Raw genomic sequence first — 23,371 nt, forward strand, 5'->3', positions numbered from 1 at the left:
GACTTCAGCAGCTTATTTTACTATCTTTACTTCAATAGCCCTGTTGGCTTAGTCACAGGCTGAAAAATATTAGTCCATCTAGTTAATGCGTAAAGCATATACGGCCAAAAGCAAGTATTAATCAAATCATGAATACTGTTACCGCGCTGGGTGCTACTGATCCCCAACACGCCCAGCTCGCTAATGGTAGAGCGATTGTCCAGATATTCGCCCAACAAAGCAAAGCCAGTCACCATGATTAACGCCATAAAAGCGCGGATACTATACTTTCTAAAAATGGGGCGGAATAAAAGCAAACTGAGCAGATAGACACTGATGCCCACATAAATATGTAGGGCATCTTTTTCAAGTCCGGTAATACCCATAATACCTAGTTTAAAATTTTCAAAATCCACTGGTTTATTCCTAATCTAAGAACAGGTGGTATTGCTGATATGAGTAGCTAATAATACGCGTTAAAAGTCAGAATAAAAAGGGTGAGCCCTGCTGACGCAAACCCACCCTTTTTTTAATTCACTATGTTCAACTGTATTGCTAACCTGCTTATTTAAACTTTCTTATCTAAACTTTCCAATCTACAAAATTCTTTAACAATTGCAAGCCTGCGGTATGGCTTTTTTCCGGATGGAACTGGGTGGCAAAGAGATTGTCTTGCAAAATACTGGCACAAAACGGCTGACCATAATCACAAACTGCAGCGACTTGCGTCTTATCAACCGGCTCACAGTAGTAGCTGTGCACAAAATAAAAGTGCGCATTGTCCTCAATACCTTGCCATAGCGGATGGCTAAAATCCATCTCACTAATGGTATTCCAGCCCATATGCGGCACTTTAATGGTAGCGCCTTGCTCATCTGTCCACGTTGGATTAAAGGCGGGTACTGAGCCTTCTAAAACGCCGAGACAAGGCGTACCGCCATTTTCAGCAGACTGCTCAAATAATGCCTGCATGCCAACACAGATAGCCATCACTGGCTTATTAAAGATAGCATGACGAATGACTTCATCAATGCCAGATTCCTGCATGCCAGCGATACAATCACGCATCGCCCCAACACCGGGGAAAAAAATCTTATCCGCTGCCGCCACGACTTTGGGATCACTAGTGATCGACACTTCTGCGCCAACTGCTGACAGTGCTTTGCTGGCTGAGTGCAAGTTACCCATACCATAATCTAATAATGCAATTTTTGTGGCACGACTCATCTAAAACGCCTCTTTAGTCGATGGCAAGGTATTTAGCGCACGCTCATCATATTCGCAAGCCATACGTAGAGCACGAGCAAAGGCTTTAAAGGTCGATTCGATTTGGTGATGGCTATTTTTGCCTTTTAAATTATCCAAATGCACCGTCATCCACGAGTGATTCACAAAACCGTAGAAAAATTCACTAAACAAATCCACATCAAAAGTGCCCACATGCGAACGGGTAAATGGAATCTCCATATGTAAACCTGGACGACCGGATAAATCGACCACCGCGCGCGTCAAGGACTCATCGAGTGGCGCATAAAAATGCCCATAACGACGAATACCCTTTTTATCACCAAGCGCTTTGGCAAATGCTTGACCCAAGGTAATGCCCGTATCTTCCACACTATGGTGATCATCAATAAAGGTATCGCCCGTACATTTGATTTCTAAATCAAATAAACCGTGACGCTTAATTTGATCAATCATATGATCTAAAAACGGTACACCAGTATCGACAGTACCTTGTCCTGTACCATCCAGATTAACCGTACAGGTCACTTGGGTCTCAGCGGTATTACGCGTCACCGTTGCGACACGTGCAGGGCGACCGTGTAGATTATTATTTGATGAAGTCAATGTTGCTTGGGCTTGATTTTGGATTTGATCTGAAGATTGTCCAGTAGTATTGGCGGTCATGGCTATCCTATATAAGTATAAAAGTAATCCATTAAATAGGGCTGTCAATCAGCCCATCGTGTTCTCTATGCGAGAACCATAAAACAGTAATCATATTCATTAAATTAATTCAATATCGACTATCAACGAGCTACAGCCTACCTTCTCCTAGCGTAAAACAGTAGGATAAAGGCAGACTAAATATGAGTAATCCTTATCATAGCAAACCCGCGGAAGGACTGCCATGACCAAGATGCAAACCATGCGTAAATGGGCGCTATTCTGCTAAAATAGCCTATCCAGTTTTATCAATCCTTGCCTTATGCGGATGATACGCTGTTACCGACCACTTTATAGGAACTGACTATGCCACTAGAAGCCATTGCTATCAATAATTTAGACGCACCACTCATTCAAAAGCCTACCCGCGAACATGAATTAGCCGAGCGTCTGCAAGCCTTGTATGATGCTGATGATAATCAGCCTGATGGGACAGAAGTATTAGCAATCATTGCGCAAGGGTTTAAGCGTGGACAGTGGCTATATGTCGGTATGTTTAATGATAAGCCTATCGCTGCGGTCGCCTGCTTTGATGATGAGCAGACCGATACCAAACGCTTGCAGTATCTCACCGTACATCCAGAGAATCGCAATCGCGGTATTGAAGCCAAGTTTATTAAGCAAGTTTATGATATCGAAGTTAGAAAAGGTGTGCGACAGTTTGCACCGGTTGATAGTGACATTCATCGTATCATGACAGATTATGGGCTGCTACAAGTTAAAGCGTAATCTATGGGCGATACTGTTAATTCGGACATATTAGGGTGAAAATGCCGCATTATAGACTTTTTTTTGATTTATTTTAATAAATAATGCCAAAACATCTTGACAGCAACGCGGATATTTAGTTTAATAGCGCCTCAACGACATGGCTCGATAGCTCAGTCGGTAGAGCAACGGATTGAAAATCCGTGTGTCGGCAGTTCGAACCTGCCTCGAGCCACCATTCGTTACTCTTATTTTGCTTTTAAATAAGCAGTTAAAAAAAGCCTCAAGCATTTATGTTTGGGGTTTTTTTTATGCCTGCAATAATGGCTAGCTTCTGTCAATTCTCACTTTCTAATCGCCACTTTCACTGATTGATAACATATCTATGCTACATTTAAATAGTGTCGGCTCTTTATACTAAGGTTATCTATGGATAGCCGATAGGTAAGATAATGAGAGAATTTGATTACGATTTGGATTATAAAAATCTTGACCTGCGTGACCATCCTGAACTCTATCGAGTCGGTCGCGGTGAGCAAGGCGTATTGTTGGTTGAGCCCTATAAGTCTGAGATACTGCCGCATTGGCGCTTTGCCACGCCTGACATCGCGCTTGAGAGTAGCGAGACTATTTATCAGATGTTTTTAGATTACCTAGCCACTGATGACTTTGTTGGTGCGGATATGGCACGCAAATTTATTCAAATGGGTTTTACTCGTGCACGACGCTATGCCAATCATAAAGGCGGTAAAAAGTACAAAGGGGCGGTTCCGGACGATAAAAAAGGTCAAAGCGGTGCTCATGGTCGCGAAGAATTGCCGCGTCAAGAGGAAGACCCTATCAAAGCAGAATCCGCGCGCATCTTTAAGCAAAAATGGGATTTGTGCCGAGAAAACCCAGGTTATATTAAACTGAAAGAGACGCACCGCAAGCGTTATCAAGATAAATAACGTTAAGATAGAGATAAGAAAGAACAATAAACCCCGTAATAAATAATACCCAATCCAAAAAAATGAGCATAAATAATGACTAATCAAGCAATCGATAAGCAACTGTTAATTTTTGACTTTGATGGCACGCTGATTGATAGTGTTCCTGACTTAGCGGACGCCACCAATATCATGCTCAGTCAACTGGGTATGCCCACCTATCCGCTACAAACGATTGCAAAATGGGTCGGCAATGGCGCCAGAAAACTGGTCGAGCGCGCTTTATCGGGCAGTGTGGAAGTTGACGACAATTTAGTATTAGCCGATGTGGAAGCAGCTGAGCAACTTTTCTTTGACGCTTATGGCGCGCATGACACCAGTAAAACGGTCGCCTACCCGGACGTTGACTCAGGCTTAAAGCAGTTAAAAGAAGCGGGATTTACCTTAGCCTTGGTGACCAATAAACCCATACGCTTTGTACCGCATATTTTAGCGGGAATGGGCTGGACGTCTTTATTTGAGGTAGTACTCGGCGGTGACAGCTTACCGCAAAAGAAACCTGATGCCGCGCCATTGCTGCATGTCTGCGCAACTCTGAACTTTGTACCATCAGAAGCACTTATGATTGGCGACTCTATAAATGACATCTCTGCCGGTAAAAATGCTGAAATAGAGACGGTTGGCTTATCTTACGGTTATAACTATGGCAAGGATATCCGTGATAGTAATCCCAATCAGGTATTTGATACGTTTGCAGAATTGCTCAGTTGGTTATTAAAACATAAGGTTTAAAAGACTTAATCAAACTGTTTATTTACTGCGATTATTTGCTACGATAACTGAGCGCCTCGGAGACATGGGCGCTATTGATGTGCTCGTTGTCTGCCAAATCAGCAATCGTCCGTGCCACGCGCAATACACGGTGATAGCCGCGCGCAGAAAGATTGAGGCGTTGCTGTGCCAATTGTAATAACTGCTTTTCGCCCTCGCCCAATTGGATATGCGCGTCTAGCTCGCTCGGACTCAGCTCATTATTTACTTTCTGTTGGCGCGCCATTTGCCGTTTATGAGCAGCATCGACACGTAGGCGTACTTGTTCTGAGCTTTCCCCAGCCGTGCCGTTTTGCAAATCCGCAATCGGTAACGCAGGTACGGTAATGTGTAAGTCAATGCGGTCAAGGAGCGGTCCCGATAGCTTATCTTGATAACGTTTGATTTGTTCCGGACGGCAGCGGCAGCGCCCTGAACCATCACCATCATAGCCACAAGGACAAGGATTCATTGCTGCAACCAGCTGAAAATTAGCCGGAAAGGTCAGCTGTGAGTTGGCACGACTAATGGTAATTTGCTTGGCTTCTAACGGCTGACGCAATACTTCTAACACGCTACGCTCAAATTCTGGCAATTCATCTAAAAACAATACGCCCTTATTCGCTAAGGTAATCTCACCCGGTTTTGGACGTGAGCCGCCACCGACTAGCGCCACTGCCGATATGGTGTGATGCACTTGCCGAAACGGTCGCGTACCGTAATCATAATCGCTGTCTGCTACCGAATAGGTACTGGCAACTTCTAATGCATCTTCCGCGCTCAAATCCGGTAAGATGGTCGGTAATCGTGATGCCATCAAGGTTTTACCAGAGCCGGGCGGTCCGGTAAATAATAATGAATGTCCACCAGCCGCAGCAATCTCTAGCGCCCGCCGCGCATGATGCTGGCCTTTCACATCGGCTAAATCAACCTGATAGCTGGCACTTGGTTGCAAACAGTTTAATGGCACCACCGGCAACTGAGTTTCTAGCGACCCGTCAGGGTGCGCAAGCGCTTGTAGATGGGCACAGACGTCTTTGAGACTTTGCGCGGCTAATACGGTTACGCCTTCAACACGGCTGGCTTCACTGCCATTAGCCATTGGTACAATCAATTGTCGTAACGGTGCGCTGGCGACGCTCGATTCTTTTTTTAGCGATTCGGCTTTTATGGCGCGTGCTACTGCAAGGCTACCCGTCACTTGACGCAGCTCGCCATTCAATGCCAATTCGCCAATAAACTCAAATGCCGATAATACATCAGGCTCAAGCTGACCACTTGCCGCCAAAATACCAATGGCAATTGGCAAATCAAGACGCGCGCCATCTTTGGGTAAATCAGCAGGCGCTAAATTAATGGTTAAACGTCGATTGGGAAATTGAAAACCTGAGTTCAATATTGCCGAGCGTACCCTATCTTTACTTTCGCGCACCGCTGCGGCTGGCAAGCCTACAATCGTTAGCGCTGGTAACCCTTGCGATAAATGCACCTCAATAATAACTTGCGGCGCGTGCAGACCAACGACTGAGCGGGTATAAACCTGAGCAAACGACATAATGACTTCTTATTATAAAATAGTATTGATAATAGACTACTCTTTATAAGTGCGCAAATGTTGTGTTTTATCCAAAACAAGGCGTAAAACGAGAACGCGATAATCAGTGAAAAACTCGTTAGCCTCCACACTCAAAGCAAGGATTTGTTATAATCACGGTCATCATATCGCTTACAAGCGCCCATTATCATCGGGCAAATAGCACAATAGTTACAGTGACGCTCACTAAAAGGAAGTTGTATGTCCCATCATTCACACCAACCTGACGGCACTGCCGCCCCACTGTCGCCTAATGAGCAGCCTATGACGGCACGCCCGCTGGTAGAGCACGTTAGCCCTTATGCCATGCCGCGTGGCTCGTATGCCAGCAAGGCGCTACCGGCATTTGATGAAGCACTTATTAATAAATACAACCGTTCAGGACCACGTTATACTTCCTATCCTACGGCATTAGAGTTCACACCCATAGCGGACGGTCTTGAAGCAAAAATCCTGCAAAACCGTGAAGCACGCGTGCCATTATCGTTATATTTTCATATTCCGTTTTGTCGGCATCTGTGTTATTACTGCGCCTGTAATAAAATTATCACTAAGAAAAATAGCGACTCAGGCGACTATTTACAATACTTAATGGCTGAGATTAAGCACAAGCGTCGTCTGCTGCCTACTCTAGAAGACGGTAAAAATCCACTCGTTAAACAGCTGCATTTAGGCGGTGGTACGCCAACGTTTTTACGTGATGAAGAGCTGGTGCAACTGTGGGAATTTCTGCAAACTCAGTTTGAATTTTTACCTGAAGATGAAGGCGATTATTCTATTGAAATCGATCCGCGCGAGCTGGGTGACGACACCTTACAAACACTGCGCAACCTTGGCTTTAACCGTATTAGCTTGGGCGTACAAGACTTAGAAGAAGCAGTACAAATTGCGGTCAATCGCGTCCATTCAGCAGAACTGATTGCCAATATCTTAGCTGAAGCGCGAGCGTTGGGTTTTCATTCTATTAATATTGACTTGATTTATGGCTTACCGCATCAGACGCCAGCCACTTTAGACCATACCGTACGCCGTATTATTGAGATGTCACCGGATCGTCTGTCCGTCTTTAACTACGCGCATCTGCCAAAGCGTTTTAAAGCCCAACGCCAAATTAAAGATGAAGACTTACCCACACCAGCCGATAAACTTGCGATGCTCGGCACTACCATTAACACTCTAACCGCAGCGGGTTATCAATATATTGGTATCGACCATTTTGCCAAGCCGGATGACGAGCTTGCCGTGGCGCAACGCGACGGTAAATTGCACCGTAATTTTCAAGGCTATACCATCATGGGCGACTGTGACTTAATAGGCTTTGGCGTCTCGGCAATCAGTCAAATCACCAATGCCAATAGCCGTTATATCTTACAAAATCCGACCGACTTGCAAGTATATCAAGACACAATTGACGCCATCAGCAATAACCCTGCGGCAATGCCAGCGGTGAACGTGATCAAAACCTCTATCAAAGATCGCTTGCGTGAATACGTCATTATGAATCTGCTGTGTCATGATTATATTGACTTTAAAGACCTCAACCAAAAATTTGGTATTGATGCCATTACTTATTTTATTGATGAAATTCAGAAACTTGGTGACATGCAGCAAGACAAACTGATTGATATGGATGCAGCTGGTATTCGGGTATTAGCAAAAGGGCGCTTACTGGGGCGCAATGTGGCAATGATATTTGATGAGTATCTGGAAAAAAAGCATCAGAACCGCTTTTCTAAAGTCATTTAATTTGGCTCATAATTTAGCTTATTAATAATAAAAAAGACCTCTTATTCGAGGTCTTTTTTTAGCGGCACATTCGCACATTCCAAGCAAGGCGTCCTTATTCAGCAACGGTTACCATATCAGGCATGACAATATATAGCCGATTGGCATCTTCTATCGTTTTTGCACTATCCAAATATTTTTGTTCAAGGGCATTACTACCATCCGCCATGGTGACATCGGTTATGGCAAAATCATCATCATTTAATAAGCCCAACGAACCATCTTGTCTGAGCCATAAGCCTTCTAGTTTATCATGCGGATACGCAACTGCTGCCAACACATCAACGGCTAGGATTTTGGTCATTGGCGTAATCCCTATCTCTGCTAAAATTTGCCAGCTGCCATTATCCTCGGCAATAAACTGCTCTAGCGCCTGCTCATTAACCATTAAGCCAAAATCTTTATTTTTGGCAAATTGATAATGCTGATTGCTTAATTCATTGATCGCAGAAAAATCGTTGATATCAGTCGCCTCAGCAATATCTACTTTATAAATATGTTTTTGCGCCGATTTATCTTGCATAGGAAATTTTCGGTCATGTTCAATCACATAAAACTCATGCTCATTAATAGCCGTGATGCCAGATATGACGTGCTGCGCGCTATTGAGCCGGTATAGATATTGGAATATCTGCCCAGTGAGCACATTTATCGCAATAATACGGGTCAAATTTGAGCCGCGTCCTGACTTATTCGGATTGTCCATCGACGATTCCATTACCCCAACCAACGTGCTTTGGTCAGGAGTGATGGTCAGACTTTCCATACCGCGATTGGCGCGGCGATTGATAAATTCTGCTGGCAATAACAGCGGTTTGCCATTGCTCATGCCATTATTTATGCCATTATTTATGACGTTGCTCATAACAGTGTTACGCGCATCATTTGTAAAGGGGTTAATACGTCCAATTTCCACCCCATCAGCATCATAATGCACAAGATGCGGACCATACTCATCACTCACCCAAAAACTACCGTCGTTTAACGCTACCAACCCTTCAGGGTCTAAGCCATTAATATCATTATTGATGGGATTAGTTATTTCATCAAACGGCAAATCAGGATTCACAGTCATTACCTTACCTTGAGCATCATAAGGAATTTCATGAGTACCGCCAAACGCTTTTGGATTCGGTAAACCTGTGATAGGCGTGCCGTTTGCGTCTTTTAGTAAAATCTCTTTAACCTTAATGATTATGCTATAATCTTGCAGTTCAAACAGCCCAATACGGGGCGTATAATCAGGTATTAAAAAGCGTTTTCCCGTACCCGCACTACCGACAAAGTCTGCATTAGGTCCACGGTCGGTCAGCACATAAAACTGCTTAGGGTTGGTTGGATGCGCGGCAGCGTCTGAACCAAAACCGCCATTTCTAATATCTAGCGGCTCATTAGGATACGCAGCATTGACATACTGATTATCCAATATACTAAATGGTAATGGGCTGCCTTGAATAAAATGATTGTGATTAATAGCTTCTTTATTGTTATTAGTTTTTGACATGTTTTAATTTCCTAAAAAAGTATGTTCTCATGTTTTAAATAATAAGTGCTAGCAAAACCATACCTGAATAAAAATCTTATAAAGTAGGATTTTGTTATCCATATACCTCTTAAAATTTAACTAAAAAATGGTCAAAAAAATAGCCAGTGCAAAGGATGCGTACTGGCTACTATTTGTTAAAGGTTAGTCATTATGCTTAATACTTATTTTGTAAGGCAGCGCTGATATGCTTCTCGCTACACTTTCAACTTATCACCGACCATGCCTTTAATCGTGCTTAAAATATCCGCTGGCAAGACCACCATTTTGGCATTATCCGATTCTGCCAACTGACGAATCGCTTTAATATATTGCTCACCAAGCAAGTAAACAATGGGCATCTCCTCCGTCCCCATCGCAGCGGTAATCAAGCGAATAGACTCCTCTGACCCTTTTGCTAGTACCACTTGGGCTTCAGCATCACGGCGTGACGCTTCCAAGCGTCCATCAGCCTGTAGGATAGCGGCTTGCTTTTGCCCATCAGCTCGGGTCACAGTTGCACGGCGCAGACGCTCTGCTGCTGCCTGCTCTTCCATCGATGCCTGCATGGTGGCTGACGGGTTAATATCCTGAATCTCAACGGTTTTTAAGGTAATGCCCCAATCCGAAATATCCTCGGATATCGCTAGTTTTAGCTTGGCTTTGATTTCATCACGGCTCGATAAAGCACTATCCAAATCCATCTCACCAATGATTGAACGCAGAGACGTCTGTACCAGATTACGGATACCATAGGCATAATCTTCGATACCATAGACTGCCTTATCAGGGCGCACAATATTAATATAAGCCACTGCATTCGCCACAATCACCACGTTATCACGGGTAATCACTTCTTGAGACGGGATATCTAACACGATATCTTTGGTGGTCACTTTATAAGCCACCGTATCGACAAAAGGAATGATTAAATTTAAACCCGGCTCTAGCGTTTGGCTGTACTTACCCAGTCGCTGCACAATCCATTTATAGCCCTGCGGTACAATGCGTACGCCCTTTAATACGGTAAAAACAATTAAGGCAATTAATACCAGCATGACAATATTGATACTACTCATGAATCTCTCCTTAAACCATTACAATCAATAATGCTGCAATGTATTAGTTATTTCTTATTATTTATAATATGAATTAATAGAGAATTAACGACTGACTATAGGCACTGTCATGCGTTTAGGACGTGCAACGACCAGCTCATTACCAATGATATCCGTCACTACCACGCGGTCACCAACCTCAATATTCTCATCATAGCTACGGCACAGCCACTCATCTGCACCAACGATTGGTACACTAAAACGTACTCGACCAAGCGTGTCCGATTGCGGTTTTATAACAATCATCCCCGTCTCTCCAATAATGACTGAGCCGCCAAGACCTGCTTTGGTGCGATCTACGGATAATGGCTTGATATACTTGACCCAAGCAAACATAAAAATAACCGATAGGGTCAGCCAAATCAGGACTTGCCATAATAATGCAATCGGTAAGAGCCATGACACAGCAGCGACAATGACCGCCGCACCACCAAACCAAAGGCAGGCAAAAGTTGGAATAAACATCTCGACAAGCATCAATAAAAAGCCTAATACCAACCAATGCCACGGCTCAACCATGAAAATAGTCTCAATCATTGCCGTCCTCTCCTCTACAGTCCGAGCCTTTAATGTAGCACAATTCTGCCATCACCATGCCGATAAAAGGAGGACAAAGGCTAAGCTAGGAAAGCTTAGAAATAATGATATAAAATGAACTCTTATCATAAAAATACCAAAAAAAAACGACCACGTTAAGTGATCGTTTTTATATAGGCTATAAGGCTAATTTATCAAGACTAATATTTATAAAACTGTAAGTATTTATAAAACTGTAAGACTCTACAGAGTCGATAAACTTAGAATTTAAGTTGTGCGCCAATGGTCATCAAATCAGCATTACTACCTAATTTGTCATACTCAGCTTCGATACCAAAATTAGGATTTACGTTGTAGCCAAGACCAACACCACCAGCTAAGCTAGTATCTTTATCAGTACCACTATCTCTAGCAAAAGTAGTACCAGAAGCGTCTACTTTAGTTCTAGCAACACCTAGTTTACCTTTAGCGTATAGTCCAGTGTTAGGGAATGCATAACGATAAGTGCCATAAGCACCATAGGTTTTTGCATTGATATCGCCGCCTTTATAATCAGCGTCATCAGAACCTACAAATTCAGCTTCGACACCAAAGTTAGGATCGAAATTGTAGCCACCATATACACCATAAGCGGTTGGTTTATCAGCGCCATCAACGTCTAAATCAAACTGACCGACTTTCACGCCAGCATAGGGCTGACCAGTGTAGCCACTACCGTAAGAGACAGCCGCTTGCGCACCTACACTCAGTAACGAACCAGCTACTAGTGCGAATAGAGTTTTTTGTAGAGTTTTCATCGTCATCTCCTTAAAATCAATTGTGACAAACAAGTCATTTAATTATTTACTATCATTTTATTCAATATAAAAGCTACATCGTCTTGTTTGTTAACGATTAGTACATAGTAACAAATTATGTCATTCACTCTGTCAGTGTTTAATAGTAACTCAGTTAAGTTTTGCAATTGTATATCAGCCTGTCAGTTACAAAGGCTGCTTTATGAAATTTTTAGTTACAATTACTGGTTTTGTGCAATAATCCCTACTCATTTAATAAATTTAATTATCAGATATCATGTCAAAGGAAAAATAAAGATGGCAAATCCTATCGCTGTGCGTCTACAAGAGTCTTTGAGTCAACTCAAAAACGACCAGCAATACCGTCATCTACCAGATATTACTCATCATGGACGCTATATTCGTTATCAACAACAATCCCTACTTAATATCTCGAGTAATGATTATCTTGGTTTGGGTAGCGATATGACACTCCAAAGCGAATTTTTACAATCATTACAGCCGTTGCCAATAGCACAATTACCCAAAATGAGTGCAACGTCTTCACGGTTATTGACGGGTAATGATGAACAAATTACAGGGCTAGAGCGCGAATTGCAACATTGGTATCAAGCAGCCGTAGGAACATTTAACCGTTCTTCTTCAGCTTCAAAGTCAGCGTTGGTCATCAATAGTGGCTATCACGCCAATATTGGCTTATTACCCGCGCTGACCGCATTGCCTATTAAAACGCTGATTTTGGCAGATAAATTGGTACACGCCAGTATCATTGATGGTATACGCTTGAGCCAAAGCAAGCTGTGCAGCTACCGCCGTTATCGTCATAATGATTATCAGCAATTAGCCGCTATGATTGCGCAAGCTGAGCCAGACGTTGAGCGCATTATCATTGTCACCGAAAGTATTTTTAGCATGGATGGTGACCGTGCGGATTTATGTCAATTGGTACAACTGAAAGCCACAGACCGTCGCATTGAGCTGTATGTAGACGAAGCGCATGCCGTTGGTATACTAGGCAATCAAGGCTTGGGACTGGCGGAAGAGACGCATACCTTAGCCGATATTGATTATCTGGTTGGCACTTTTGGCAAGGCATTTGCATCCGTTGGTGCTTATATTCTTTGTGATGAGGCGGTTAGAGAATGGCTGATTAACCATATGCGTCCGCTGATATTTAGTACTGCGCTACCACCCATTAATCATGCGTGGACGCGCTTTATTTTAGCAAAAATGCCGCAGTTAAATGATAAGCGCAAGTATTTATCGGCGTTATCATTACAGCTTAGCCAAGCGATTGACCAACAATATAGGGCATCGTCGAACACGCAACAAGCAGGCTATCAATCGCCAATTATACCGTATATCTTGGGCGATAATGGCAGTGCCGTGGCTAAAGCGCAACAGCTACAAGAGGCAGGATTTTATGCGTTGCCCATCAGACCGCCTACAGTTCCGACAAACACTGCTCGTATTCGACTGGTGATGAATGCTGCCCTGACGAATGACGACTGCCAAAAGCTGATAGAACATTTATAATCAAATCTCTTAGTCTCTAAATTACTCTTATCCTCAGATCGTGATAGGCTCTGTCACATAAAATAGCCTAGCTGGAATACCATTATTCTCATGAAAAATACTGACCTCACTAACGCGCTGAGTAGCAGAAAACAAAGCATTGCTCGCCAGTTCGCAAGCGCACGTGACTATGATAAGCATGCCGATATTCAGCAGCAAGTCTGTCAACTGCTGTTAGAGAATATTGCACATGATAACCAAAATAGCGTATTAGAAGTGGGCGCAGGTACGGGTCAAATGACGCGATTATTAGCCGAAAATATCCAAAGTAAGCATTGGGTTATTAATGAATTATCGGATAGGCAGTCGCCCATTTTACAGTCAATTTTACCCTGCGCTAACGTAGTCATTGGCGATGCAGAAACCATTGATTTAGGCAACCATCATAGCTTGATTATCAGCGCCAATGCGGTGCAATGGTTTGATAATCCTCTGAGCTTTATTCAACAATCCTATAAGCGACTAGAGTCTGGTGGACAGCTATTATTAAATACCTTTACGCCCAATAATTTTTTGCAAATTAAAAAATTAACCGGACAAGGGTTAGCATATCCTTCTATTGATGCATGGCAATTGGCATTAGAAGCATCAGGATTTGAGCAGATTGAGCTGCTAACCCATCGCTTTGAGTTGACCTTTGCGCATCCCTATGACGTGCTCAAACATATGAAGCTGACTGGTGTATCCACCAATCAAACCGCAACCTTATCTAATAACAAGCCATTTAGATGGACAAAAGCGCGTTTGCAGCAGTTTGAGACTGCCTATTGGCAACAGTTTTCAGCACACGATGACCATGGTCAGCTCTGCGTTAATTTAACCTATGACGTACTGATGATGAGTGCTGTTAAGCCATAACCTTTATATTTTTAATGATTATCACAAATAATATGGCCATAAAAAAACGCACCTCGAAAGGTGCGTTTTTTATGTTAAGCAAATCAGTCAGAAAACTTATTTTTTATCGTCATTCACTTCAGTGAATTCTGCGTCAACCACATCATCATCAGCAGCATTGTTCTGATTCTCGCCTGCGCCTGCCGCCGCGTCTTGGAACATGTTTGGATCCATGCCTTCAGCACCCGCGCCTGCATCAGCGTAGATTTTTTGGCTTACTGGTAAGAAAGCATTGTCTAAGGCTTCAAGCTTGGCTTTGATGTCATCATGGTCATCTTCTTTCGCAGCCGCTTCAAGCTCAGAGATAGCCGCTTCTACTGATGATTTATCATCTTCAGTCACTTTATCAGCAGCATCTTTTAGCGCTTTTTGTACGGCATGGATACGACCATCGGCTTCGTTACGCACTTGCGCAAGATTGGCGAATTTCTCGTCTTCTGCCGCATTGGCTTCTGCATCACGAATCATTTGTTCGACTTCTTCATCCGATAAACCAGAATCTGCTTTAATCTGGATACTTTGTGCTTTACCAGTACCTTTATCAGTCGCTGAAATATTCATGATACCGTCAGCGTTGATATCGAAGCTTACTTCGATTTGTGGTAGACCACGTGGTGCTGGTGGAATGTCGGTTAAGTCAAAACGACCAAGCTGTTTATTTTGGTTCGCAATTTTACGCTCGCCTTGATACACCTGAATGCTAACCGCTGGCTGGTTGTCTTCAGCCGTTGAGAATACCTGTGATTTCTTAGTTGGAATCATGGTATTTTTTTCAATGATTGGCGTCAAGATGCCGCCCATCGTTTCGATACCAAGCGTCAATGGCGTTACGTCAAGTAGCAATACGTCAGTTTTCTCACCAGACAATACCGCACCTTGGATAGCTGCACCTGCTGCGACTGCTTCGTCAGGGTTCACGTCTTTACGTGGCTCTTGACCAAAGAATTCTTGTACTTTTTGCTGTACCAATGGCATACGTGTCTGACCACCAACCAAGATAACATCGTTGATGTCACTTGCTTTTAGACCAGCATCTTCAAGGGCAATCTTACAAGGACCCATCGTACGTTGAACTAATTCTTCAGTTAAGCTCTCTAGTTTTGAGCGACTGATGGTAACAACTAAATGCTTAGGACCACTGCTATCAGCAGTAATGTATGGCAAGTTTACTTCTGTACTTTGGGCACTTGATAACTCAATTTTCGCTTTTTCTGCCGCTTCTTTTAGACGCTGCATGGCTAGAGAGTCACCTTTTAGGTTAACGTCTTGGTCTTTTTTGAATTCAGTGACCAAGAAATCAATCAATGCTGAGTCAAAGTCTTCGCCGCCAAGAAAGGTATCACCGTTGGTTGCCAATACTTCAAACTGCTGCTCGCCATCAACGTCAGCAATCTCAATGATTGATACGTCAAAAGTACCACCGCCCAAATCATAAACCGCAACAACGCTATCGCCTTGCTTTTTGTCCATGCCGTAAGCAAGTGCTGCTGCTGTTGGTTCGTTGATGATACGTTTTACATCAAGACCAGCGATTTTACCCGCATCTTTAGTGGCTTGACGCTGTGAGTCATTGAAGTAAGCAGGAACGGTAACGACTGCTTCTGTTACCGCTTCACCAAGATAGTCTTCAGCGGTTTTTTTCATTTTTTTCAAGATTTCAGCAGAAACCTGTGGTGGCGCTAATTTTTTACCGTTAATCTCAACCCATGCATCACCGTTATCTGCTTTGGCGATTTTATAAGGCACCATACCGATATCTTTTTGCACAACTTTGTCATCGAAACGACGACCAATTAAACGCTTAATAGCAAATAACGTGTTGTTTGGGTTGGTCACGGCTTGACGTTTAGCCGACTGACCCACGAGGATTTCATCGTCTTTATAAGCGACGATTGAAGGCGTGGTACGTGTGCCTTCAGCATTTTCAATGATTTTGACTTTATCGCCTTCCATTACTGCGACGCATGAGTTAGTTGTACCTAAATCAATACCAATTACTTTACCCATAATTCATTGCTCCAATTTATTCTAAGTTAATTTATATGATTTACAATTTGTAGTGGTTACTAGCGGTACAGATTGAACCGTACCAAACCAGACCTATCAGACTATAACCAGTCACTTGTTGCTTTATATCGGTTTACGCTATCATTTTTTCAAGTCAATACGAGCGCAATTTTTCTATTTTGTGTGAAGTTTTGTGAATACCCTTACTTCTAATAAGGTTTATTGACCAACACGTACCATAGCAGGGCGCAATAGGCGACCATTTAAGCTATAGCCTTTTTGCAAAACCGTACCTACAGTATCGGCTTCGGCTTCGGGATCAATACCCACGGCTTCATGGAAATCAGCGTCGAACTTATCGCCTTGTGGATCAACGACATCAACGCCATTTTTGTTGAGCACCGATAGCAGCGCTTTATGAGTGAGTTTCACACCTTCGATAACGGGGTCATTTGCATCCGCATTTTCAACAGCACGCTCTAAATTATCAACGATTTCTAACAATTCTCTCGCAAATTTTTGTAGAGCAAATTTTTTGCTTTTATCGGCTTCATGTTCAATACGTTTTTGCGCATTATAAGTTTCAGCATTGGCACGAGCAGTGAGTTCTTTTGCTTGTTTCACTTCGCCTTCTAGCTCGGCGATACGCGTTTTAAAAGCATCAATATCGATTTCGCTTTTGATGGTTTCATTCGTACCTGTATTCATTTCTGGATTAAACTCATCCAACGCCTCTTCTAGCACACTACCCTCATGGTCAATATTACTTTGCGTCGCCTTTGGATCTTGGGTGTCAAATTCGTGATTGGCTGCTTGTTCGCTCATGATAGCTCCTTATGTTTTTTAATAATAATGCCTACATTTAAAATAAAATCGGCGCTAACCGATAGTCGTTTATTACTCTTAATCGTTTATGCCAATACATATATTGCAGTTTAATTTTTCTTACTGACTTATGACTGACAAATAGTTGCTCAATAGCTTCTTGATAAAGGTGATGAGGGTAAATTTCAAGCCTAAGCAGAATGATTTTTCATACTTGCTAACACAACCTAACTAAAATCTATGCAAATAGCGCTTAAATAGTCTTTATGATGGTCATCAATGACTATAAAAAAGAACCATTGTAAAAAAGTTAAGCATAAAACGTATCACTTAATTTTGATGATTATTTTTTTATTACGGTGGTGATAGCGCTTGACTCGTAACGGTTATACGGACTGTTTTTACCATATAAGGGAAGTTATGGGAATTTTACCGATACCATCGTCAGAGGCATTGATAACAAGAGCGGTGAAAACACTAGAAACTACTGCCTTTAAGCATGCCAACCAACGACACTTACTGCATTATATCGTCAAAGGGCTAGGTGACCTACCCACGTCAGCGCTTGAGCAACTTAATCAGTATTTAAACGCGCCTACGGCTGCGCAGTATCCTCACGCTGATGCACATATGCGATTAATCATCGGGTTAAACGATAAGCTCAAACCGCCCATCCAAATCACACAGTTGCTCCAGTTACGGCAAAAATTTGCAACTGAGATGGTCGCTTTTCAGTCACCAAGCGTATGGCAGCAAACAAATACTGACGAGCATCTTAAAATTGACATTATTAAAAATAAACTCAGTAAAAATAAAGTAAGTAACAATAGAAAAATTTTTAATATTAACGCTAATGAAAACGGTAATACCGTGCAATGGCAAGATAAGATTATCGCTAATGCTGACGGCGGCGACATGATTATTCGCTGTTATCAAGCAAAAAATAATCATGCACATAATGGTGATGAGCTGAGTGGTGATGAGCCGAACGCTGACAACGTGGTAATGTTATTTTTTCATGGCGGCGGATTCTGTCTCGGTGATGTCAATACAGATCAGGAGTTTTGTCATGTCGTTTGCGCGCAAACGGGTTGGGCGGTGGTGAGTGTGGACTACCGACTCGCACCGGAACATCCTGCGCCTACCGCGATTAGAGACAGTCTCGAGGCTTATAGTTGGTTGACGAAGCATGCCCATATTTTGGGTGCATCATCATCGCGTATCGTGTTAACGGGTGATAGCTCAGGTGGCGGACTTGCCGCATTGGTCGCGCAGCAGGTGAGTAACGCCACTGTTGGGCAACCCTCTGATAAACAGGAAGATAACAATACGCTTAATGACTTCAGCGTTGATATTTTTGAGCAGCTACAAAATTTACCGCGTCCGCTGGCACAACTGTTGTTATATCCAATCACCGATATCGGCACAGACTATCCAAGCTGGAAGTTATATGGTCAAGGCTTAATTCTGAATTATAATGATATTGCAGTGTTTCATGCCGCTTACCTGCAAGATAGCTCTTTAACACAACCGCACGCGCTTATCTCGCCCATCAGTGGTGATAATACGCAAATATGTCCGAGCTATATTGTCGCTGCCGAATTGGATATTTTACGTGACGAAGCGCTGGTGTATGCCAAGCAGCTACAAGGTTATGGCATCAAGGTACAGACGCATACCATGCTTGGCGCACCACACGGTTTTACTCATTTGATGAGTGTCCATCAAGGTATTGGTCGCGAAATGATTCATATTATTGATGAATTTACTAATTTTGTACGGCAGATAATTGCTACATGAACGCATGCAATGACGTTGAAATAAAAAATAAAAAGGCATATTACAAAAGATATTAAAGGACTGAAGATATGGTGTCTATTTTGCTTTTTAAGACTGACCTGTTAAGGTAATGAGCCAAATCTCAGAACGTGACCCCAAGCGAAATGGAATGCCCCAAAAGCCATAACCGGACGACACTACAAAGTGTCCCTGTCCAATCGCTTCATAACCGTAGCCCAAACGGTTAATCGCCTTAACAATGAAGTTTGCAGGAAATATCTGTCCATTATGCGTATGACCTGAGACTTGTAAATCAATGGGCAGCTGACTATGAAGCAGAATATCACTAGGTCGATGGTCTAATAAGATAACAGGCTCATCCGTATTCACTTGCGCCAGTAGCTCGGTCGTCGCCACGCGCTGAGACTTATGATTATCAAAGCGACCTACCAACCATATCGGCTGACTTTTATAATCTATACACCGCACGTCATCGGTTAATAACTGTACGCCCGCCTGCCGTAAAGCGTAGCTAATCGACTGTTCATGACCATATAAATCATGATTACCTAAAGTAGCATACACCCCATACGGTAGACTTTGACATAAGTTTTCTAACTGCTTAGACATACCAAAAGCGGTATATGCTTGGGTATTGTCATCCATAATATCGCCTGGCATCAACAGCATATCTGCCTCAGACTGTACCACCAAACGCTGCAGTCTATCTATTGCCTTCCTCCCAAACAAACGCCCGATATGCAAATCACTGGCTACTGCGATGCGTAATTGCGCAGCCATCGGTTTATCAATATGAATCGTCCGTTTGCGCACAACGGGAATATAAGCGCTATATACCGCACAAATAAACAGCCCTACAAAAACAACCAAAGCAAACGCACGCAACCATAAACCACTGATGTCATAGTAAGTATTAGTCTCAGCAAAAACCACACTAATAAGCCAAGAGCCACCGTACAATAAACTGGTCAACAACGCGGTCAGCATCATAAAATGCATGACCAACATCCAACCACTTATCCAGCGGTAACCATTGCTAAACAACTTACTCACACTGAGCAGTAATAGCCCATTACTTACAGCAAATATTACGCTAAATATCACTGGCTTCAGTGTCGGAATCAATATCACCCACGGCTGTAACCACCATTGCAAGCTTAGTGCCGCGCCCAAACTAAACAGCTCTAACAGTACAATGATAATCATAAAAAATGCATAGCGCATAATTTTTCCTAAAGCCGTTTAATCAGCCATATTGTCAGGTGAACGCAGAAAAATTAACAGCAGAATTGGATTTGATAGTGGCTATTCCTTAGACGCTTATTACTTAGGCGATTCTTGCTTAGACCATTATTAATTGGGCGATTACTGCTTAGTCGATTGTAACGTCACCACCCAAATCTCAGAGCGCGTTCCTAATCTAAATGGCACAGCACCGAAGCCATAACCTGACGTTACCAAAAACTGGGTATCGTCAACCTGTTTAGCCGCATATAACAAGGGTTGAAACCACTTCAATAATATAGTTAATGGAAATATCTGCCCACCGTGAGTATGCCCCGTTAAATATAAATCTATCGGTAGCGCACTTATCTCATACATATCCCAAAGACTATGTTCCAAAAATATCACTGGCTTATCAGTATCAATCGGCGCTAATAAATCTGCGGCTGATTGGCGCTGTCTAGGATCAGTGGCATCTGAGCGTCCTACCAGCCATACAGAGTCATCTAACAATACACTTTTATTATCAATAACCCGTATCCCTGCACGCGTCACCGCTTTAGCAATAGCTGCCTGATTACCGGAATAATCATGATTGCCCAATACCGCATAAATCCCAAGCGGAGCGCGCAGCTTTGACAATTGCTCATGCATATTGGTTTTATCATAATAATAGGTGCGGTCATTCATCATGTCGCCTGCGAAAACTACCGTATCAACATTCTGCGCCTCAATGAGATTGACTAATTTTTTCAATTGGCGATTGCCAAACCATCTGTCTAAATGGGTATCAGATACCAATGCTACAGTTAACGGTTTAGTTAAAGGCTTATCCGTTTTTACCGTCAAATGATGCACCACCGGAGAGTAAGCATTAAATACTGCCCATCCAACAATACCAATATATATGATAGCCGCTAGCGCCCGAATGAGCTTAGGTCGCGATGGCTGCCTGAATCCATAACGGTAAATGCCTGCAATAACCGCCGTTATCAACGCTGCATAAACCATAAAGCCTTGCAAAATACTCACGACTAAATAAATATGGAATCGCGCCCGCCAAAACTCAGTCAGCCCATATATCAGCGCTACATTATTAATCAGCACAATAATAGTGACCAATATGAGCTTTCGACTACGGCTTTTAGGCTGAATGAGCCACCACATGATGACGCTGGTTGTGAACGCTAATAGTTGGGTGATAATAATAAAAGGTAAAATCATAAATAGTTTTAATCATAAAATATGCCGATAGCTTAAGCCAAAACTTTGTCACTCACTATATCGATTGAGTATCTTTGCTACTGTCCCCAATCATTTATGATTAATCATGAAAGTAAAAAGATAATGCGCCAGTAAATTATTAAAGATTTACTAGCGCATTATCTTGTTTCACGTGAAACTATTAAGATTACTGGCAATTTATGACTGATTTTCTAACGCTTCTTTTAGAGTAGGATATTTAAATTGATAACCCGCATTCAATAGTGCCTGGGGTATTACCTTTTGTCCATCAATAAGTAAGGTCGACATCTCACCAAACATTAATTTTAGAACAGGGCTTGGCAAAGTGAAAAAAGTAGGACGATGCAGCCATGCGCCAACTTCCTTAGTGAATGTATAGTTGGTCACTGAGTTCGGTGCCGTGAGATTGTATACTGTTGCTGGCGCGTCTTTCGCCGTCTTCGCTATAGTGTCATTCATGATAGTATCATTCGCAGTTGAGTCACTGTCTTGCTGAGCATTTGCTTTTTTAGCTAAATGTTGCTCAATAATAAAAATCACAGCCCCGACCCAATCGTCGCGACTAATCCAGCTCATTATTTGTTTACCATCGCCTAATTGTCCACCCAGTCCGAATTTAAAGGGCGTTAATAGCTTGCCAAGCATACCGCCATCCGGATGAATGACCACGCCAGTACGTACTATGGCAACAGGTACGCCATGTTCAGTCGCCTTTAACGCCAGCTGCTCCCATTCATCACATAAGCGGTGCGAAAAATCCGTTTTAAACGTACTGCTCTCAGTCAACGGTTGCTCGCCTTGCGTACCGTACCAGCCAATGGCTGAGCCACTCACCAAAAGCTTAGGCTTGATGGAACGACGAGCGATAAATGCCAATAGCGACTCTGTTGGCTTGACTCGACTGGCGAGCAAATGTTTTTTACGTTCATCGCTCCAACGCGAGTCCGCAATACCCGTACCGGCTAGATTGACAATAACCTCGAAACTTCTCTCCGTTTTTTCAAGCTCATCATAGGTCATCATGGTGATATTATCAGGGTGCGCTTGGCTGCTGTCACGCGTCAGCCACGTAATATGCACCTCTTTAGCTTGCGTGCGATAACGCTTGATAATCTCGTCACTAAAAGCACTGCCTAAAAATCCTGAGCCACCACTAATTAAAATGTCCATGACTGGTTGTCCTTATATTTTTTATAACGTTATTATTTTATAGCCGTATTATTTTTAGGCACGAGTTTGCCCAGCCTTATGCATAGTGTGGCAAAAAACCTGAGTTAAAAACAAGAGGACAATTGTAGGGCATAGCCATTAATAATCGTTGGTAAATAAGACGTTAGCCGTAGATGAAAGCTTATCTAAGAACCTGCCCTGTTAACGCATCATTGATTTGGCTAGGCATCTGATAACCTAAGGTTTCACCTTGTAAATAGCCTACTTGCGCACCGTCATTATTCTCTACAAAATAAGCCTGAGCTTGCGCTAAAGACAACGCAGGCGCTTGACCAGATGGGTTACAACTGGTGGAGACAATAAAGCCGTAAGGATTATGAGCAGAAACCAAGTTTGCACACAGCTGCTTAATAACAGGATGTGCAATCACACGCACCGCGACGCTATCATGTGCGCCTGTTATCCAAGAAGGAATCGGAACGGTAAGTGGATGAGAGGAATTTTGAGGCAAAGGCAATAGCCACGTATGAGCTTGTTTAGCCGTTGTATGAGAGGACATATCCCAACTATCAATGACGGCTTGGCGCTGTGTAGGACGTAAATTATTGAGCAGTGGTTCAATACGTTCAACACAATCGGTCACTACAATCATGCCTTTGTCTATTGGACGCTGCTTGATTGCTAGTAACAGCTGTACTGCCGCCTCATTAAAAGGGTCACAACCAATACCCCAAACGCTCTCGGTAGGATAAGCAAGCAGTCGCCCTGACTTTAACCATTCTGCGGCTTGTATGACGGAATCAGTCGTTAAAGATAGTGTTTGAGACATTATTGGTGATTTCATAAAACAATGGATTCAATTTAAGTAAGGACACAATAATACAGTATAAAACCTTCCC

The 23,371-nt window shown here is 42.8% G+C and carries 21 protein-coding genes and 1 tRNA gene; 8 read left to right on the forward strand and 14 right to left on the reverse strand.

Annotated elements, in window-relative coordinates; translation table 11 throughout:
* Positions 1 to 26: 26 nt before the first annotated feature.
* The 3 genes from AOC03_RS06290 to hisB all read right to left on the reverse strand — a co-directional run bounded on the left by AOC03_RS06290 (position 27) and on the right by hisB (position 1,890).
* Entirely contained in the window at positions 27 to 395 is a 369-nt protein-coding gene (locus tag AOC03_RS06290; RefSeq protein ID WP_062534282.1) for a hypothetical protein, read from the reverse strand.
* Positions 396 to 561: 166 nt separating this feature from the next.
* A complete protein-coding gene (hisH, locus tag AOC03_RS06295) occupies positions 562 to 1,206 on the reverse strand; it encodes an imidazole glycerol phosphate synthase subunit HisH (protein ID WP_062534284.1) in 645 nt (214 codons plus the stop codon).
* Positions 1,207 to 1,890 carry an imidazoleglycerol-phosphate dehydratase HisB gene (hisB, locus tag AOC03_RS06300; RefSeq protein WP_227514203.1) on the reverse strand — a complete coding sequence of 228 codons (684 nt, stop codon included), beginning with the start codon at positions 1,888 to 1,890 and terminating at the stop codon, positions 1,207 to 1,209.
* A 345-nt stretch (positions 1,891 to 2,235) separates the two neighbouring features.
* Here hisB and AOC03_RS06305 point away from each other — a divergent pair, with 345 nt between their 5' ends.
* From AOC03_RS06305 to AOC03_RS06320, 4 genes are all read left to right on the forward strand, one after another.
* Positions 2,236 to 2,658 carry an acetyl-CoA sensor PanZ family protein gene (locus AOC03_RS06305; protein WP_062534285.1) on the forward strand — a complete coding sequence of 141 codons (423 nt, stop codon included), beginning with the start codon at positions 2,236 to 2,238 and terminating at the stop codon, positions 2,656 to 2,658.
* Between the two features lie 141 nt (positions 2,659 to 2,799).
* A tRNA-Phe gene (locus tag AOC03_RS06310) sits at positions 2,800 to 2,875 on the forward strand.
* Between the two features lie 214 nt (positions 2,876 to 3,089).
* Complete coding sequence (locus AOC03_RS06315; protein WP_062534287.1) at positions 3,090 to 3,587, forward strand: DUF4385 domain-containing protein; 498 nt, start codon at positions 3,090 to 3,092, stop codon at positions 3,585 to 3,587.
* 75 nt (positions 3,588 to 3,662) lie between these two features.
* Positions 3,663 to 4,358, forward strand: a complete 696-nt coding sequence (locus AOC03_RS06320) for a phosphoglycolate phosphatase (RefSeq protein ID WP_062534290.1) — start codon at positions 3,663 to 3,665, stop codon at positions 4,356 to 4,358.
* 31 nt (positions 4,359 to 4,389) lie between these two features.
* Here the strand turns inward: AOC03_RS06320 and AOC03_RS06325 are convergent, their stop codons facing one another.
* Positions 4,390 to 5,931 (reverse strand): YifB family Mg chelatase-like AAA ATPase, encoded by a 1,542-nt coding sequence (locus tag AOC03_RS06325; RefSeq protein WP_062534293.1) that lies wholly within the window; start codon positions 5,929 to 5,931, stop codon positions 4,390 to 4,392.
* A 345-nt stretch (positions 5,932 to 6,276) separates the two neighbouring features.
* On the opposite strand from AOC03_RS06325, the gene hemN reads away from it, so the two are divergent.
* Complete coding sequence (gene hemN, locus AOC03_RS06330) at positions 6,277 to 7,716, forward strand: oxygen-independent coproporphyrinogen III oxidase (protein ID WP_227514326.1); 1,440 nt, start codon at positions 6,277 to 6,279, stop codon at positions 7,714 to 7,716.
* Positions 7,717 to 7,810: 94 nt separating this feature from the next.
* On the opposite strand, the gene AOC03_RS06335 is transcribed toward hemN, so the two are convergent.
* The 4 genes from AOC03_RS06335 to AOC03_RS06350 all read right to left on the reverse strand — a co-directional run bounded on the left by AOC03_RS06335 (position 7,811) and on the right by AOC03_RS06350 (position 11,729).
* Complete coding sequence (locus tag AOC03_RS06335; RefSeq protein ID WP_062534297.1) at positions 7,811 to 9,259, reverse strand: esterase-like activity of phytase family protein; 1,449 nt, start codon at positions 9,257 to 9,259, stop codon at positions 7,811 to 7,813.
* A 236-nt stretch (positions 9,260 to 9,495) separates the two neighbouring features.
* Positions 9,496 to 10,356, reverse strand: a complete 861-nt coding sequence (locus AOC03_RS06340; RefSeq protein WP_062534299.1) for an SPFH domain-containing protein — start codon at positions 10,354 to 10,356, stop codon at positions 9,496 to 9,498.
* An 84-nt stretch (positions 10,357 to 10,440) separates the two neighbouring features.
* Entirely contained in the window at positions 10,441 to 10,932 is a 492-nt protein-coding gene (locus AOC03_RS06345; protein WP_062534301.1) for an NfeD family protein, read from the reverse strand.
* A 260-nt stretch (positions 10,933 to 11,192) separates the two neighbouring features.
* Positions 11,193 to 11,729, reverse strand: a complete 537-nt coding sequence (locus tag AOC03_RS06350; RefSeq protein ID WP_062534303.1) for a porin family protein — start codon at positions 11,727 to 11,729, stop codon at positions 11,193 to 11,195.
* A gap of 297 nt (positions 11,730 to 12,026) precedes the next feature.
* Here AOC03_RS06350 and AOC03_RS06355 point away from each other — a divergent pair, with 297 nt between their 5' ends.
* Both AOC03_RS06355 and AOC03_RS06360 read left to right on the forward strand, forming a co-directional pair.
* Positions 12,027 to 13,265 carry an 8-amino-7-oxononanoate synthase gene (locus AOC03_RS06355; protein ID WP_062534305.1) on the forward strand — a complete coding sequence of 413 codons (1,239 nt, stop codon included), beginning with the start codon at positions 12,027 to 12,029 and terminating at the stop codon, positions 13,263 to 13,265.
* Positions 13,266 to 13,355: 90 nt separating this feature from the next.
* A complete protein-coding gene (locus AOC03_RS06360) occupies positions 13,356 to 14,162 on the forward strand; it encodes a methyltransferase domain-containing protein (protein WP_062534307.1) in 807 nt (268 codons plus the stop codon).
* 96 nt (positions 14,163 to 14,258) lie between these two features.
* Here the strand turns inward: AOC03_RS06360 and dnaK are convergent, their stop codons facing one another.
* Positions 14,259 to 16,208, reverse strand: a complete 1,950-nt coding sequence (gene dnaK, locus AOC03_RS06365; protein WP_062534308.1) for a molecular chaperone DnaK — start codon at positions 16,206 to 16,208, stop codon at positions 14,259 to 14,261.
* Positions 16,209 to 16,427: 219 nt separating this feature from the next.
* On the reverse strand, positions 16,428 to 17,033 hold the full coding sequence (gene grpE / locus AOC03_RS06370) for a nucleotide exchange factor GrpE (protein ID WP_062534310.1): 606 nt from the start codon (positions 17,031 to 17,033) through the stop codon (positions 16,428 to 16,430).
* A gap of 420 nt (positions 17,034 to 17,453) precedes the next feature.
* On the opposite strand from grpE, the gene AOC03_RS06375 reads away from it, so the two are divergent.
* On the forward strand, positions 17,454 to 18,833 hold the full coding sequence (locus AOC03_RS06375; RefSeq protein ID WP_062534312.1) for an alpha/beta hydrolase: 1,380 nt from the start codon (positions 17,454 to 17,456) through the stop codon (positions 18,831 to 18,833).
* A gap of 87 nt (positions 18,834 to 18,920) precedes the next feature.
* Here AOC03_RS06375 and AOC03_RS06380 read toward each other — a convergent pair whose 3' ends face one another.
* From AOC03_RS06380 to AOC03_RS06395, 4 genes are all read right to left on the reverse strand, one after another.
* Complete coding sequence (locus tag AOC03_RS06380; RefSeq protein ID WP_062534314.1) at positions 18,921 to 20,057, reverse strand: metallophosphoesterase; 1,137 nt, start codon at positions 20,055 to 20,057, stop codon at positions 18,921 to 18,923.
* A 141-nt stretch (positions 20,058 to 20,198) separates the two neighbouring features.
* Complete coding sequence (locus tag AOC03_RS06385; protein ID WP_062534316.1) at positions 20,199 to 21,281, reverse strand: metallophosphoesterase; 1,083 nt, start codon at positions 21,279 to 21,281, stop codon at positions 20,199 to 20,201.
* 198 nt (positions 21,282 to 21,479) lie between these two features.
* The gene (locus AOC03_RS06390) at positions 21,480 to 22,472 is read right to left on the reverse strand and encodes a TIGR01777 family oxidoreductase (RefSeq protein WP_062534318.1); all 993 of its coding nucleotides are present in this window, start codon (positions 22,470 to 22,472) and stop codon (positions 21,480 to 21,482) included.
* A 181-nt stretch (positions 22,473 to 22,653) separates the two neighbouring features.
* On the reverse strand, positions 22,654 to 23,301 hold the full coding sequence (locus AOC03_RS06395; RefSeq protein WP_062534320.1) for an L-threonylcarbamoyladenylate synthase: 648 nt from the start codon (positions 23,299 to 23,301) through the stop codon (positions 22,654 to 22,656).
* Positions 23,302 to 23,371: the final 70 nt, after the last annotated feature.

The organism is Psychrobacter urativorans (assembly GCF_001298525.1).
GTDB lineage: Bacteria > Pseudomonadota > Gammaproteobacteria > Pseudomonadales > Moraxellaceae > Psychrobacter > Psychrobacter urativorans_A.